The 13,705-nt window shown below is 50.2% G+C and carries 13 protein-coding genes and 2 tRNA genes; 13 read left to right on the forward strand and 2 right to left on the reverse strand.

The window, feature by feature from the left end:
* Positions 1-21: 21 nt before the first annotated feature.
* Positions 22-1,122, forward strand: coding sequence for an ornithine cyclodeaminase family domain (locus MUB23_RS09480; RefSeq protein ID WP_244800248.1), 1,101 nt, complete (start codon positions 22-24; stop codon positions 1,120-1,122).
* A gap of 66 nt (positions 1,123-1,188) precedes the next feature.
* Here MUB23_RS09480 and MUB23_RS09485 read toward each other — a convergent pair whose 3' ends face one another.
* Positions 1,189-2,445, reverse strand: a complete 1,257-nt coding sequence (locus MUB23_RS09485; RefSeq protein ID WP_244800249.1) for a helix-turn-helix domain-containing protein — start codon at positions 2,443-2,445, stop codon at positions 1,189-1,191.
* A gap of 62 nt (positions 2,446-2,507) precedes the next feature.
* Positions 2,508-3,362, reverse strand: a complete 855-nt coding sequence (locus MUB23_RS09490) for an AraC family transcriptional regulator (protein WP_244800250.1) — start codon at positions 3,360-3,362, stop codon at positions 2,508-2,510.
* A 201-nt stretch (positions 3,363-3,563) separates the two neighbouring features.
* Between MUB23_RS09490 and MUB23_RS09495 the strand changes: the two genes are divergently transcribed.
* The 12 genes from MUB23_RS09495 to MUB23_RS09550 all read left to right on the forward strand — a co-directional run bounded on the left by MUB23_RS09495 (position 3,564) and on the right by MUB23_RS09550 (position 13,700).
* On the forward strand, positions 3,564-4,367 hold the full coding sequence (locus tag MUB23_RS09495) for a gluconate 5-dehydrogenase (RefSeq protein WP_244800251.1): 804 nt from the start codon (positions 3,564-3,566) through the stop codon (positions 4,365-4,367).
* A gap of 87 nt (positions 4,368-4,454) precedes the next feature.
* Positions 4,455-5,096, forward strand: coding sequence for an RpiB/LacA/LacB family sugar-phosphate isomerase (locus MUB23_RS09500; protein WP_244800252.1), 642 nt, complete (start codon positions 4,455-4,457; stop codon positions 5,094-5,096).
* 159 nt (positions 5,097-5,255) lie between these two features.
* Positions 5,256-6,035: a CehA/McbA family metallohydrolase gene (locus MUB23_RS09505; RefSeq protein ID WP_244800253.1), complete on the forward strand. Its 780-nt coding sequence runs from the start codon at positions 5,256-5,258 to the stop codon at positions 6,033-6,035.
* Positions 6,036-6,252: 217 nt separating this feature from the next.
* The gene (locus MUB23_RS09510; RefSeq protein ID WP_244800254.1) at positions 6,253-6,936 is read left to right on the forward strand and encodes an ABC transporter ATP-binding protein; all 684 of its coding nucleotides are present in this window, start codon (positions 6,253-6,255) and stop codon (positions 6,934-6,936) included.
* Positions 6,933-9,533 (forward strand): ABC transporter permease, encoded by a 2,601-nt coding sequence (locus MUB23_RS09515; protein ID WP_244800255.1) that lies wholly within the window; start codon positions 6,933-6,935, stop codon positions 9,531-9,533. The genes MUB23_RS09510 and MUB23_RS09515 overlap by 4 nt, the downstream gene beginning before the upstream one ends.
* A 126-nt stretch (positions 9,534-9,659) precedes the next feature.
* Positions 9,660-9,744, forward strand: a tRNA-Leu gene (locus MUB23_RS09520).
* A 305-nt stretch (positions 9,745-10,049) separates the two neighbouring features.
* A complete protein-coding gene (locus tag MUB23_RS09525; protein WP_244800256.1) occupies positions 10,050-10,223 on the forward strand; it encodes a hypothetical protein in 174 nt (57 codons plus the stop codon).
* A gap of 244 nt (positions 10,224-10,467) precedes the next feature.
* Positions 10,468-10,552, forward strand: a tRNA-Leu gene (locus tag MUB23_RS09530).
* Positions 10,553-10,760: 208 nt separating this feature from the next.
* A complete protein-coding gene (locus tag MUB23_RS09535) occupies positions 10,761-11,336 on the forward strand; it encodes a xanthine phosphoribosyltransferase (protein WP_244800257.1) in 576 nt (191 codons plus the stop codon).
* 395 nt (positions 11,337-11,731) lie between these two features.
* Positions 11,732-12,421, forward strand: coding sequence for a YggS family pyridoxal phosphate-dependent enzyme (locus MUB23_RS09540; protein ID WP_244800258.1), 690 nt, complete (start codon positions 11,732-11,734; stop codon positions 12,419-12,421).
* A 135-nt stretch (positions 12,422-12,556) separates the two neighbouring features.
* The gene (locus tag MUB23_RS09545; RefSeq protein WP_244800259.1) at positions 12,557-13,006 is read left to right on the forward strand and encodes an Lrp/AsnC family transcriptional regulator; all 450 of its coding nucleotides are present in this window, start codon (positions 12,557-12,559) and stop codon (positions 13,004-13,006) included.
* A gap of 241 nt (positions 13,007-13,247) precedes the next feature.
* A complete protein-coding gene (locus tag MUB23_RS09550; protein ID WP_244800260.1) occupies positions 13,248-13,700 on the forward strand; it encodes an NUDIX hydrolase in 453 nt (150 codons plus the stop codon).
* Positions 13,701-13,705: the final 5 nt, after the last annotated feature.

Below are 13,705 nucleotides of genomic sequence, written 5' to 3' on the forward strand. Positions count from 1 at the left end.
GTGATGAAAGGAGGAGACAATATGCTTTTTAAAATGCCGGAATATCATGCCCCGGATTTCACTCTGCCGCAGTTCCGGGACGCCCCGGATGTCAGGGTTGAGGAAGTGGAAAAAGACGGTGTGGCGCCGGAGTATTTTCACAGCACCTCCATGTATCCGGAATATTTTAAAATAAATGGCGAGTGGCGTTTGGCCAAAGAAAGCCGTATGGATTCCAGCGTGGTGATCGGCGAGAACGGACACCTGTCGGTGGTGGAGAACCGGAACTTAAAAAAAGGCGATAAGGTCATTCTGGGCCGCAGCGAGAAGTGTGAGGAAGGCATCTACATGCACTGTCTGGGTTTCTGGGATGAAGAGCAGAAGCCGGGTGACCAGTTTGTGTTTCGCCAGGGGAGGAGCCGGGAAACCTCTTACGCCAGAGACTATGATCATTTAATGGAGCTGCTGCGGTATGAACGGGAGCATGGGAATATCGTATGGGTAATGGGGCCGGCATTTTCCTTCGACCATGACGCTCGGTCGGCCATGGAAGCTTTGGTGGAAAATGGGTATGCCCATGGCTTGATGGCAGGAAACGCGCTGGCAACCCATGATTTGGAAGGGGCGCTGCTGCATACCGCGTTGGGGCAGGATATTTATACGCAAAAGTCGCAGCCAAATGGCCACTATAACCATCTGGATGTGATCAATCAGGTTCGCCGCAGCGGATCGATCCGGCAATTTATCCGGGATGAGAAGATTGACAATGGAATCATCTATAGCTGTGTGAAGAACCAGGTGCCTTTTGTGCTGACAGGGTCGATCCGTGACGACGGACCGCTCCCTGAGGTGATCGGCGATGCCTACAGGGGCCAGAGTGAGATGAGAAACCTGGTGCGCAAGGCAACGACGGTGATTTGTTTGGCAACAATGCTGCACACCATCGCGGCGGGGAATATGACACCGTCTTTCCGAGTGATGCCAGACGGTAAAATTCGGCCGGTATACTTGTACACGGTGGATGCAGATGAGTTTGTAGTGAATAAATTGCTGGATCGCGGAAGCTTGTCTGCCAAGACGATTGTGACCAATGTACAGGACTTTATATCGATTGTAGCCAAAGGCCTGGGCGTGATAAAATAAGTCCGGCAGTGGCCAAATTCAGTTGCGGTAAGAATAAGATAAATAAAAAAGCGCTTCAGCGCTTTTTTACTGTGTTAATGTATTTTTTTGTATCTCAATATTTTTGCGGAAAGCTCCGGGGGTCATCCTGCGAAAACGCAGGAAGTTGCGGGTTAGGGTTTTCGCATTGTTGTAGCCCACATCGACGGCGATCTGAGTGACGGACCAATCGGTATCCTTCAATCGCTCGCAGGCCCGGTTAACCCGCACAAAGTTTAAAAAATCAGAGAAATTTTTCTCCACCTGGTACAGCAGGATGGTGTTCAGCTCTTTGACAGAGATGTGAAATTGATCGGCTGTTTTTCGGGCCGTCAGGTCTTCGGTGTAATTGTGGTAAAGAAAGGACACGATCTCATAGGCGTCGCGGTTCATCGGGATATTGCATATATTGACCACATCCTGATACGTTTTGCGGAAAGCATTGGCCTTCATACCAATTCGGGCGGCAAACACTTTACAAATATGGGAACTGTCCACAAAGCCCAAAATTTCCGCTAGTTCCTCCATCGTCAGGTTGGTATAGAGCAAGAAATTGATGGTTTTTCCCACCCGCATCTCATTCAGCAGGTCAAAGAAGGAAAGGCCGGTGGTCTGAACGATGTAGGCGCGGATGGATGATTCACTCATGAAAAATAATTTAGACAGGTTGGCTAACGTCAGTTTCTGGCTCAGATGATTATACATATAGCGAAGAATATCACTCTTTTGGATTTCCGTGCGTGACGGGGGCAAAGGCATAAGGCTGCGGTCCGCGGCACGGCGGAACAGAACAACCAGCTCAATCAGTTTGTTTTTCAGATAAAGCGTGTGCAATTCATCGCAGTTTTCCGTGGGGCTGACGGACTCTACTCCCAGCTCTGCGCGCAGTTGTTCGAAAATGACGCGGACGGACGCATATTCTTCTTCATCGCAGTATACGACCGGAGTCTCCTCCAGCTTTTCAATCAGATTCACCGGCTTCCCATCCCCATAACAGACGGATTTGATCGTGTCATTGATACGATCGAAGCAATAGGCCAAAAGATAGTATTGAAGAGGAGCGTCGACCTGGATTACTTCGGAAATCTGCCATGGAAGGACGGACACAAGGGCGCCCGGCTGTAGTTTATACTCCCGGTCTTGCAGCTTGAAAATACCGTGTCCTTCATTGATCAGCCAAAAACGGGACATTTGATGGATAAGAGGCGAGGTGGGCGCATCGATGATTTCTGTATCGATACTGCAAATTTTAAGGTAATCCTGATTGGAACAGCAGGCATTTTGAATGGGTAGTGTTTTATTCATAATCGTATTATAACGGGATCTATGATCGGAGGCAAGCCCCGAAAGGGACGGATGGCTGTTTTCTAGGAGTTAAAATGGGAGTACTTCTTCGGCGAAAGCCCGGTCGCCTTGGTAAATGCTTTAAAGAAATTGCTGTAATCCCCAAATCCGCTCTGCGCACAGGCTTCCATGACCGGATAACCCTGGTTTAACAGCGATTTCGCCAGAGTGATCCGCTTGGCGGTCACATATTTATGGATCGTCGTGCCGGTGGAGGATTTAAAAATCCGGCATAGGTAGGAGGAACTGAGAAAAAAATGGGCGGCCAGATCGTCCAGGCTGAAGGGATCCTGAATATGCTGGTGGAGGTACGAGAGGATTTCATCCACCACCTGCGGACGGCTTCCCTTTTCCGCCTCCGGCTCCTCCTGGTGGTTTTGAAAGCGTTTATTCAAAAAAACCATCATCTCCAAAAAGGCGGCCTGTTCCAGGAGATCGGAGCCGTACCCTTCGGAGCCGGTGATCCGGCGCACGTAATAGAGAAAACGGTTTTGATCCTCCGCGGAAAGAGAGACGCGGTGGGAAAAGCCTCCCCCCCTCTCCCGGAAGCAGGCTTCCAGATCCGTGGAAGGCGTGCAGAGGGATTTCAGATAGTCCGGATGGATGGACAGGACAATCCGTTCATGGATCTCGGTATCGATTTTGGTTAGGCAGTGGCTTTCATAGGGATTGATGAAAAAAAGATCGCCGGGGGAGATGGAGTAAAAACGGTTGTCGATCAGATACTGACGCCCTCCGGAGATGGAATAATAGATTTCACAGCAGTCATGGATGTGGATGTCCATGGTTTTGTCGTCGCTGTACAGGTGACCGCAGGCAAAATATTTTTGATTGAGACAATGTTCGATGGCTTCGTGACAGGAATTTAGGATTTGCATTGGTTTCCTCCTGGTTGTTGGATGAATCTATTCTTAGTATAGAAAATCGGTTCAAGATTTGCAAGGTTTTGGTCAATAAAATCAGAGAAAAGGAAAAGTCCTTCTGCTATAATAGAATTGCCGGTAGCACCGGTGTTGGTTTTAGTAAAAAGAATCAGTGGGAGCCAGAAAGAAGAAAAGAGACAGACAGGAGGATACAGGATGGATATCGCCAAATGTTTTTCTTTGGAAGGAAAGGTAGCGTTGGTGACTGGCGCGGCTTATGGGATCGGATTTGCAATTGCGGAGGCATACGCCAAAGCCGGAGCCAAGATTGCCTTTAATTGCCGGAAGCCGGAGCACATGGAGAGTGCTCTTGCGGCGTACCGGGAAAGAGGGATCGATGCCAAGGGATATTTATGTGATGTCACGGAGGAAGACCAGGTGGCCAGGATGGTCGCGGACATCAAATCGTCCTTGGGACCGATCGACATCCTGGTGAACAATGCAGGGATCATCAAGCGAATTCCGATGACGGAGATGAAGCTGGAGGAGTTCCGCCAGGTGGTGGATATTGACCTGACCGCTCCGTTTCTTGTCTCCAAGGCCGTGATCCCGGATATGATCGGGCAGGGACACGGGAAAATCATCAACATCTGCTCCATGATGAGCGAACTGGGACGTGAGACCGTGTCCGCCTACGCGGCGGCCAAGGGCGGCCTAAAAATGCTAACCAGGAATATTGCCTCAGAATACGGGGAGTACAATATTCAGTGCAACGGGATCGGGCCGGGATATATTGCGACGGATCAGACGGCGCCGCTTCGGGAAATTCAGCCGGACGGGTCGAAGCATCCCTTTGACCGGTTTATTCTCTCTAAGACGCCGGCCGCCCGCTGGGGAACGCCGGAGGACCTGATGGGGCCCGCGGTATTTCTGGCCTCGGAGGCATCAGACTTTGTCAACGGACAGATTCTTTATGTGGACGGGGGAATCCTGGCCTATCTGGGGAAAATGCCGCAGTAGTAAGAAAAAAGGAATGTTATAGCAGAGACACGGAAGGATGCGTGTCTGAAAGAAAAATAACCATAACGGATATAGGAGGAATTGAAAATGAGAATCGCACTGATCAATGAAAACAGCCAGGCCGCCAAGAACGCAGTGATTGAGAATGCTTTGAAAAAAGTGGTGGAGCCCATGGGTTTCACGGTGGATAACTATGGGATGTACACGCCGGAGGATGAGGCGCAGCTGACCTACGTGCAGATCGGGATCCTTGCGGCCGTACTTTTAAATTCCGGGGCCGCGGACTATGTCATCACCGGGTGCGGAACCGGAGAAGGGGCGATGTTAGCCTGCAATTCGTTCCCCGGCGTCATCTGCGGACATGTGGAGGATGCGCTGGACGCCTATACCTTTGCGCAGATCAACGACGGCAACGCGATTTCCATTCCCTTTGCCAAGGGCTTCGGCTGGGGCGGCGATCTGAACCTGGAATACATCTTCGAAAAGCTGTTCTGCGAGGAGAGCGGCCAGGGCTATCCCAGAGAGCGGGCTGTGCCGGAAAAGAGGAATAAGCAAATTCTGGATCAGGTAAAGGCGGTGACTTACCGGGATCTTTGTTCCATTCTAAAAGAACTGGATCGTGAACTGGTCAGAGGGGCCCTGTCCGGCGCGCATTTTCAGGAATATTTCTTTGCCAACTGCAAGTGCGGCGACATTTTGGCGTGCGTAAAAGAGATTTTGGGCGAATAAAAAAACTAATCAGCGGGAAAACATTTTTTCTTTATGCCTGTAGGTTTCCTTTCTAAGATCCTTTACTCAGGAAATAAATTCTAGTAGCCGCTCTAAGGGAAGTGTGATATACTGGATAACGGAGAGGGAAGGACCTGTTTTAGAGAGGAAGTAGATAATTTGAAGTTTGATATGCACTGTCACACCAGCAATGGTTCTCTGGATTCTCGCGTGGACATTGAGGAGTATATTTGCCTTCTGCGCAGTCAGGGCTTCCATGGGATGCTGGTGACCGACCACAATACCTATAACGGGTACCGTGCCTGGAAAGAAATTAAGAAACAGACCCGCGAGTACGAAGATTTTGTCGTTCTGAAAGGGGTAGAATACGATACAAGAGACGCCGGACATATTTTGGTTATCATGCCGGATGATGTGAAGCTGAAAGTTTTGGAGATGCGGGGAATGCCTCTCCGGCAGCTGATCCATACGGTACACGCGTTCGGCGGAATCCTGGGACCGGCGCACCCCTACGGCGCCGCTTACCTGAGCGCGCTCCGCTGCCGCCGCCTGAAGCTTCAGGCAGAGCTGATCCATGAATTTGACTTTGTGGAAGCTTTTAATACCTGTGAGACCAAAGAATCCAACAGCAGCGCCAAGAAACTGGTGGAGTCCCACGGAAAGGTCGGCTTCGGCGGTTCGGATTCCCACCGTCCCCAGGACGTCGGGCTGGCGTTTACGGAGGTGGAAGGGGATATCCGCTGCAATAATGATTTGATCCGCGCCGTGAAGACCGGCAAGGTGATCAGCTGGGGCGGCATAGAACGGGAAAAGCAGAAAAACGTGATGGTGCAGAAGGCGCTGAGCGTTCCCTTCCGCATGTACAACCGCAGCCTTTGGGCGGCGAAGGCGGTTTCCCGCCGCAACAATTTAAAGCATTTATTCCAGCACGGCGCATAGGGCAAAACGGCGCTGTCCAGGCTTTGCCGGGGCGCGTTGGTTATCGCTGTGCGGCATAGGAGGAACAAAGACGCTGCAGTCCCGAACGTGGAGACAGCAGCGTTTTTTGTTTTCTATTTTATGACAAAACTGTCACCGGAGAGTCACCGGAGAGTCACCCGCGGAATGTAAACTAAGAAAAACGAAAAGCCTGCAATGCGGGGGACAGGAGGAAAAGATGGAATTATTGCGGGTGGAGCACCTGTGTAAAACGTATGGAAAAGGGGAAAACCGGGTGGATGCGCTGAGGGACGTCTCCTTTTCCGTGGAAAAAGGAGAGTTTGTTGCGATCGTCGGCCCGTCCGGCTCCGGAAAGTCAACCTTGATTCATCTGCTGGGAGGCGTGGACGTACCCTCTTCCGGCAAGATTTATCTGGACGGCACGGACGTGTACGCGCAGAATGCAGAACAGCTGGCCATCTTCCGGAGGCGTCAGGTGGGACTGATTTATCAGTTTTACAACCTGATTCCCGTCTTAAACGTGGAAGAAAATATTACGTTGCCGCTCCTGATGGATGGGAGAAAGGTAAATCAAAAGCGTCTGGAAGAGATGCTGAATACTTTGGGGCTTTCCAAACGGCGTTATCATCTGCCGAACCAGCTTTCCGGAGGACAGCAGCAGCGCGTCTCCATCGGACGCGCTTTGATCAATGCGCCTTCCCTGGTTCTGGCTGATGAGCCCACCGGGAATCTGGACAGCAAAAACAGCCAGGAAATCGTAGAGCTTTTGAAGTTTTCCAACCGGGAATATCATCAGACTTTGATCGTGATCACCCATGACGAGAACATTGCTCTGCAGGCCGACCGGGTGCTGGCGGTGGAGGACGGCCAGATCGCAAGAGATGAGGTGATCCGCCGGTGAATGTGCTGAATCGGGTTACCTTGGAAACGCTGAAAAAAAATAAGGTGCGGACCGCCGTGACCGTTATCGGAGTAATCCTCTCGGCGGCAATGATCACGGCGGTGGCGTCCCTGGTCACCAGTATGCAGAATTACATGGTGGAATATGAGATTTCCCACAGCGGGAACTGGCATGTGTCCCTAGACAACCTGGACGATGCCAGCATCGCCCGGCTGGAGTCAGATGACCGGGTGGAGCGGTTGGACTGGGTTCAAAACATCGGATTTGCCGAGCTGGATAAAAACGACAGCAGCTGGCGTCCTTATCTGAAAGTGATTGGATTTTCGGATCAGGCCTTTGAGACGCTGCCGGTGCGGGTCACGCGGGGAAGGCTCCCGGAAAACGATCGGGAGATCGTGATTTCGGACTATGTCTCAAGAATTGCACGGGTGCAGTATGAGCTGGGAGAAGAAATCACCCTGACGCTGGGACAGAGAAAAGATGAGAACGGCGAACTCTTGAAGGTAAGAAACACTTACACGGAAGGGGAAGTTTTGACAGCGGATGAGACCAGGACCTACACGGTGGTAGGTTACTGTGAGAATCCGGACTATGAGCCGTCCGATACCCCCGGATATGCGGCGATCACCTTTGCGGATGCAGACGCCGTTTCTCACCAGGAGGACTTGAGCCTTTATCTGCGCTTGAAATCACCGAAAGAGGCGTATACGCTTTTGCGAGACTATGGAAATTCCGGGGATGTCAATTCTAGTTTACTGCTTTACCTGAACGTTTCCAGGCATAATGGCTTTTATCAGGTGCTCTACGGGATGGGCTCCATTCTGATGATATTGATTTTGATTGGCTCCGTCTCCCTGATCTACAATGCTTTTTCCATCTCGATCAGTGAGAGGACCAGGCAGTTCGGCATTCTCTCCTCTGTGGGGGCGACGAAAAAGCAACTGGCGGCGAGCGTTCGCTTTGAAGCCTTTGCGGTTGGACTGATCGGGGTTCCGCTGGGGATCGGTTCCGGGCTGTTTGGAGCCTGGGTGACGCTGACATTGCTCAGTGACAAGTTCACATATCTGGCCGGGGAAGGGACCATGCACCTGCATGTGACCTGGCAGGGGTTGGTGATCGCCCTGTTGATCACGTGTCTGTCCCTGATCCTTTCCGCCTGGGCGCCGGCCCGGAGAGCTTCCCGCATGTCGGCCATGGACGCGATCCGGCAGACCCAGGATATTGTGGTCCGCCCCCAGAAGAGAAAAACCGGCCGGCTGGCTTACCGTCTGTTCGGCCTGCCGGGAATGCTGGCGGCCAAAAATTTCAAGAGAAACCGGAGGAGCTACCGGAGCACGGTGATTTCTTTGTTCCTCAGTGTTGTTTTATTCCTTTCCGCCAGCTCCTTTGTCCAGTATCTGGGTGCAGGAGTCACAAGAGGGACCGGGACCTCCAACTATGATTTGGAATACTATTCGGAGCCGGGGGAGAATGCGGACGCTATCTACCAGTCTTTGCGGACGGTTCCCGGCGTGAAGGCAAGCAGCAGCTATTTGTCCGGCTATTTCACTGTCTGGCTGGATCAGGAGATCTTAGATCCGGGTCTGGCGGAGCAGCTGGACCGGGCCGGCTCCTGGGATCTGGGGGGATCCGAATATGGCGCGGCCCATCCGGATCAGGCGCACTGGAATCTGCGCGCCGTATTTTTGGAAGACGGACCTTTTCAGAAGTATGCAGAGGAGCAGGGACTGGATCCGGCGCTGTTTTTGGATCCGGAAAACCCGCAGGGAATCGCGGTTAACCAATACACCTACTATGACGGGGAGAATGACGTTTACCGGAATTTGCAGGTGCTGGACGGTCAGACGCCCCTAAACGCCTCCATTCAGGTGGAACGTTATACTAAAGAAGGAAAACCTCTGGAGAATGAGGAGTGGACGCTTACCATAGGTGCGTTCGTCGAAACGCCTCCTTTTGGGATCAATGTGTCTTCGTACACTCGAACTGTTTTTGTCCTCTACCCAGAATCAGTGCGGGAAGCCGTGGTCCCGCAGAATTTGATGAGCTCTTTCGGCAGCCGCACCATGCAGTTTACGGCGGATGACGCGGATAAGGTTTACGATGAGATGAACAAAGTCCTGGAGCAGCAGCATGGTCGGGGCTCGATCTATAACCGGGCGGCAGATGAGAAATCGATGCGGGATATGCTGGAGATCATCAATGTGTTCTCCTATGGTTTTATCGTACTGATCTCTCTGATCGCAGTGGCCAATGTGTTCCATACGATCTCAACGAATCTGCATCTGCGCAGGCGGGAATTTGCGATGCTGGAGTCGGTGGGAATGACCGAGAAGGGCCTTCGGAAAATGATGTATTATGAATGCCTCTGCTACGGGGGAAAATCCCTGCTCTATGGTTTGCCGGCGGCATTTTGCATCAATTACCTTTTGTATCTCAGCATGGGAAATGGGGTGGAAGTCGGTTTTAAGATCCCCTGGGGGAGCCTTGCGGTCAGTGTCGGAAGCGTATTCCTGGTGGTGATCGCTACGATGCTGTACGCGATGGGCAAACTGAAAAAGGAGAGCACGGTCGAGATATTAAAGCAGGAGAATGGATAAAATACCTCGCGGAATTGTGGCTGTGAACCGTAACAATTTAGAACTATTTTTTTGAAAAAAGGACTTGACAATTTTGCTTCCATGCGTTATCCTATAAAAGCGCTCGTGAGAGTGCGCTGGAAAAGCGCAGTTGTGGCGGAATTGGCATACGCGCATGATTCAGGTTCATGTCCATATTACTTGGGTGCGGGTTCAAGTCCCGCCAACTGCAGACAATCAAAGAATGAGCTTTGAACGAAGATAGCTTCCTGGATGGGAAGCTATTTTTGTATCTTTGCGCTGACCGGAAATCTTTATGTGTGATGTTCAGAACGAAGTCACCGGAAAAATGGGCGGATCACCAATCGGCCTTTGCATTTTGCGGATAAATGAAGGAACTTCTTGAATACAGCCGGAAGAATGGACTGTTTGAATTTTTCAACGTAAAACTCTTGTTTTTTCTTAAGATAAGGCTATAATAAAACTAGTTAGATAATAACTGCTTGGCGGTTGAAGAGCCGGAAGGAGGATACGAGAATGGCAATTTTGGAAAGCTGTGAGGAGTCCAGGAAAAATATCACCATCAAAGAAGTGGAATGCCCCCAATGCAAAGCGGTAATAGAGGTGTTCCTGCGGGAGGGCGCGACCACCGAAGATGCCAAGTGCGAGAAATGCGGGTATGTAATCCCAGCTGGAACCCATTTTGAGTAAGCGCACAAGAAAGAAGCGGTTGTATAGTGCCAGGCTGACAAGCCGGGTATAAAAGGCACACTCCGGCGGTACATACCATGTATCTGAGATTATGGATATGTCAGTAAAAACTCTGGGGTTTGACATCTTTATTTTCGGGGTCGTTGTAAGTGTAATAAAGGTTAAAAAATCGGCAAAAAAGTCTTGACTTTTTTGCCGATGTGCGTTATCCTATAGAAGCGCTTGAGAGAGCGCACTGGAAAGCGCAGTTGTGGCGGAATTGGCATACGCGCATGATTCAGGTTCATGTCCATATTACTTGGGTGCGGGTTCAAGTCCCGCCAACTGCATGAAAAAGAGACAAGCTTGTTTGAGACAGGCCTGTCTCTTTTTTTCGCGGATAAACATTGCTCGTCTTATTTTTTCTATTACCTTCTGATTCCGTTTAAATTTTGGAATCAACAAAAAATCCGTTCAGGACTTGCGATTCTATCAGCGGTGGAGTATAGTAATACTACGATTATTTTGACATCCTTACATACAGAGAGGAAAAAACCAATGAAGCTGCTAGAAGAGAGAATCCGGAAAGATGGCTTGGTAAAGCCGGGCAATGTTCTGAAGGTAGACAACTTTCTGAATCACCAGATGGACGTGGAACTGTTTGATCAGATGGGAGAGGAGTTTAAGCGTTTGTTTGCGGACCGGCCGATCAATAAGATTTTAACCATTGAGGCGTCGGGGATCGGCATCGCCTGTATTACCGCCCGCCACTTCCATGTGCCGGTGGTGTTTGCCAAGAAGACCCAGAGCATCAACCTGGACGGGGAATCCTACGTGACAAAGGTGGAATCCTTTACCCATAAGCGCACCTACGACGTGATCGTATCCAAAAAATACCTGGGACCGGAGGATCATGTGCTGATTATCGATGACTTTCTGGCCAACGGCTGCGCCGTGGACGGGCTGATCGACCTGATCCAGAGCGCCGGGGCTACGGTGGAAGGCGTTGGAATCGCCATTGAAAAAGGATTCCAGAGCGGCGGAGAGATGATCAGGAACAAGGGAGTCCGTGTGGAATCCCTGGCGATTGTGGAGCAGATGAATCCGGAGACAGGGGAGATTGTGTTCCGGTAATAGCAGAGAAAAATTTTGAATTTGAGGATTTTTGTTTCTATGCGGGACGAAAAATAAAATATTGGCTGTGGCCAAAAGAAATAGGAGCTGCCGCGGGTGCAATTTAGAACGCCGAATTGCATTCCGCGGCAATCTTTTTGTCGGATCCCGGCGGCGGCGGAGTCGAAAAAGAGGGTGGGATTTCGATCTGTGAAAAATTTTGATAAGTAATAAAAGAATGGTGCAAAATAAATGACACAAATTTTCGTATTCCGCTTAAGAAAATTTTGAACAAGAATTCCGGATGGATTCTTGAAAGTTCCGGGAAAACATGTTATACTACGGGACGGAAAGTAAGATCCCAGAGTCATGGAAGATGGATGTATTTCACAAAGTCGTTTTGAAAGGCAGAAAAGATGGTAGCGGAAAATTACCGGGAAGTGGAAGCCAGAGTTGCCGCCGCTTGTAAACGGAGCGGCAGGAAACGGGAAGATGTGACCTTGATTGCGGTCAGCAAGACAAAGCCCGTGGAGATGATTCGGGAATTGATGGCGATCGGCGTAAAAGACTTTGGGGAGAATAAGCCTCAGGAGCTGAAGACCAAAACCGAGGAGATCACCGAACCCTTGCGTTGGCATCTGATCGGCAACCTCCAGACCAACAAGGTGAAATATGTGGTGGGCAGAGCCTGTCTGATCCATTCTGTCTCTTCCCTTCATCTGGCGGAAGCCTTGCAGAAGGAAGCGGCCAAAAAAGATTTGGTCTGCCGGGTTCTGGTGGAAGTGAACATCGCCGGGGAGGAGACCAAGTCCGGAGTGTCCCCGGAGGAAGCCGCCGGACTGGCGCGCCAGATCGCAGCGCTTCCGAATCTTGAGGTTTGCGGACTAATGGCAATCGCTCCCCCGGTGGAATCGCCGGAAGAAAACCGCGGGTATTTCCGGTCTATGAGACTACTGAAAGAAAAGATTGCGTCCATGGGGCTGGACCGCGTTTCTATGGACGAGCTGTCGATGGGAATGACCGGAGATTTTGAGGTGGCGATTGAAGAGGGGGCGACCCTGGTTCGGGTGGGCACCGCCATCTTTGGTTCCCGTGCGGCGCGTTGATTGCCGGGATAGCGAAAAAATCGCGGGGGATGCTCTTACTCTCGATGAGTAGGAATAAAAACAAAGGAATTTTCAAATTGAACTTTTAAATATAACGTGTTATAATTATTATATTAAGTTAAAGGAAGGTTTGTCATGGACAGAATCGACAAAAAGTTATTGCGGCTTCTTCAGGAAAACGCCAGATACTCTCTGAAACAGCTGTCGGAGAAGGTATTCCTGTCGTCGCCGGCGGTAGCGGCCCGCATTCAGAAGCTGGAAGATGACGGAATCATTTCCGGCTACCATGCGGATATCAGCCTGGACAAGATGGGGTATCACATCACGGCTTTTATTAATTTGGAAATGACACCGAAGCAGAAGGCTGAGTTCCTGCCTTTTATCTCAAGGGTTCCCAATGTGATCGAGTGCAATACCGTTTCCGGGAACTACTCCATGCTGATGAAAGTAAGCTTCCCTTCCACGACAGACTTGGACGTGTTTATCGGCCAGCTTCAAAAATTCGGGCATACGGAGACTCAGATTGTATTTTCCGTCCCGGTCCCTCACCGTGGGATTGTGGTGACCGGCGTGGATGAGGACTGAGAAGTGTCGAACATATGGAAAGCCTTTTCTTTTTGCGTCTTAAAATCAAAGCGTAAGGAGAAAAGGTTTTTTTATTGCACTCCTCTGCCCCGCGATCGATAACGGCGGACGACAGATCCGCGACTGTTTTTTTAGCCTGGAAGCGCCGTTCATTTTGTAACCTTGACGCTTTTTCCAGGAGAGAGTATACTATATACTAATATAGACAAGATACTGTTCCAGCCGGACAGGAGGGATTGCAATGACAGAGGCAACGAGCTGTGGCGGTGTGGTAATTTTTCGCGGAAAGATTCTGCTTTTGTATAAGAATGTCAGAAACAAATACGAGGGCTGGGTACTTCCGAAGGGAACGGTGGAAGAAGGCGAAGAGCATTCGGAAACCGCCCTGCGGGAAGTCATGGAGGAGACCGGGGTCAAGGCGTCAATTATCAAATACATCGGGAAAAGCCAATATACATTTTCAACCTTGAAAGAAGAAGTCGTAAAGGATGTCCACTGGTTTCTGATGATGTCGGACAGCTATTACAGCAAACCGCAGAGGGAAGAGTTCTTTGTGGATTCCGGTTATTATAAATACCATGAAGCGTATCACTTGCTGAAGTTTTCCAATGAGAAACAAATACTGGAAATGGCTTACAATGAATATTTAAACCTGAAAAAGAAGAACCTATGGGGGAATAAAAAATATTTCTAGGTGGT

The sequence above is a fragment of the Cuneatibacter sp. NSJ-177 genome (assembly GCF_022867805.1).
Lineage (GTDB): Bacteria > Bacillota > Clostridia > Lachnospirales > Lachnospiraceae > Pseudolachnospira.

What these genes read in the sequence shown, in the direction of transcription:
- MUB23_RS09480 (WP_244800248.1), top strand. Translation starts at nt 22, where the DNA reads ATGCTTTTTAAAATGCCGGAATATCATGCCCCGGATTTCACTCTGCCG.
- MUB23_RS09485 (WP_244800249.1), bottom strand. Translation starts at nt 2,445, where the DNA reads ATGAATAAAACACTACCCATTCAAAATGCCTGCTGTTCCAATCAGGAT.
- MUB23_RS09490 (WP_244800250.1), bottom strand. Translation starts at nt 3,362, where the DNA reads ATGCAAATCCTAAATTCCTGTCACGAAGCCATCGAACATTGTCTCAAT.
- MUB23_RS09495 (WP_244800251.1), top strand. Translation starts at nt 3,564, where the DNA reads ATGGATATCGCCAAATGTTTTTCTTTGGAAGGAAAGGTAGCGTTGGTG.
- MUB23_RS09500 (WP_244800252.1), top strand. Translation starts at nt 4,455, where the DNA reads ATGAGAATCGCACTGATCAATGAAAACAGCCAGGCCGCCAAGAACGCA.
- MUB23_RS09510 (WP_244800254.1), top strand. Translation starts at nt 6,253, where the DNA reads ATGGAATTATTGCGGGTGGAGCACCTGTGTAAAACGTATGGAAAAGGG.
- MUB23_RS09525 (WP_244800256.1), top strand. Translation starts at nt 10,050, where the DNA reads ATGGCAATTTTGGAAAGCTGTGAGGAGTCCAGGAAAAATATCACCATC.
- MUB23_RS09535 (WP_244800257.1), top strand. Translation starts at nt 10,761, where the DNA reads ATGAAGCTGCTAGAAGAGAGAATCCGGAAAGATGGCTTGGTAAAGCCG.
- MUB23_RS09540 (WP_244800258.1), top strand. Translation starts at nt 11,732, where the DNA reads ATGGTAGCGGAAAATTACCGGGAAGTGGAAGCCAGAGTTGCCGCCGCT.
- MUB23_RS09545 (WP_244800259.1), top strand. Translation starts at nt 12,557, where the DNA reads ATGGACAGAATCGACAAAAAGTTATTGCGGCTTCTTCAGGAAAACGCC.
- MUB23_RS09550 (WP_244800260.1), top strand. Translation starts at nt 13,248, where the DNA reads ATGACAGAGGCAACGAGCTGTGGCGGTGTGGTAATTTTTCGCGGAAAG.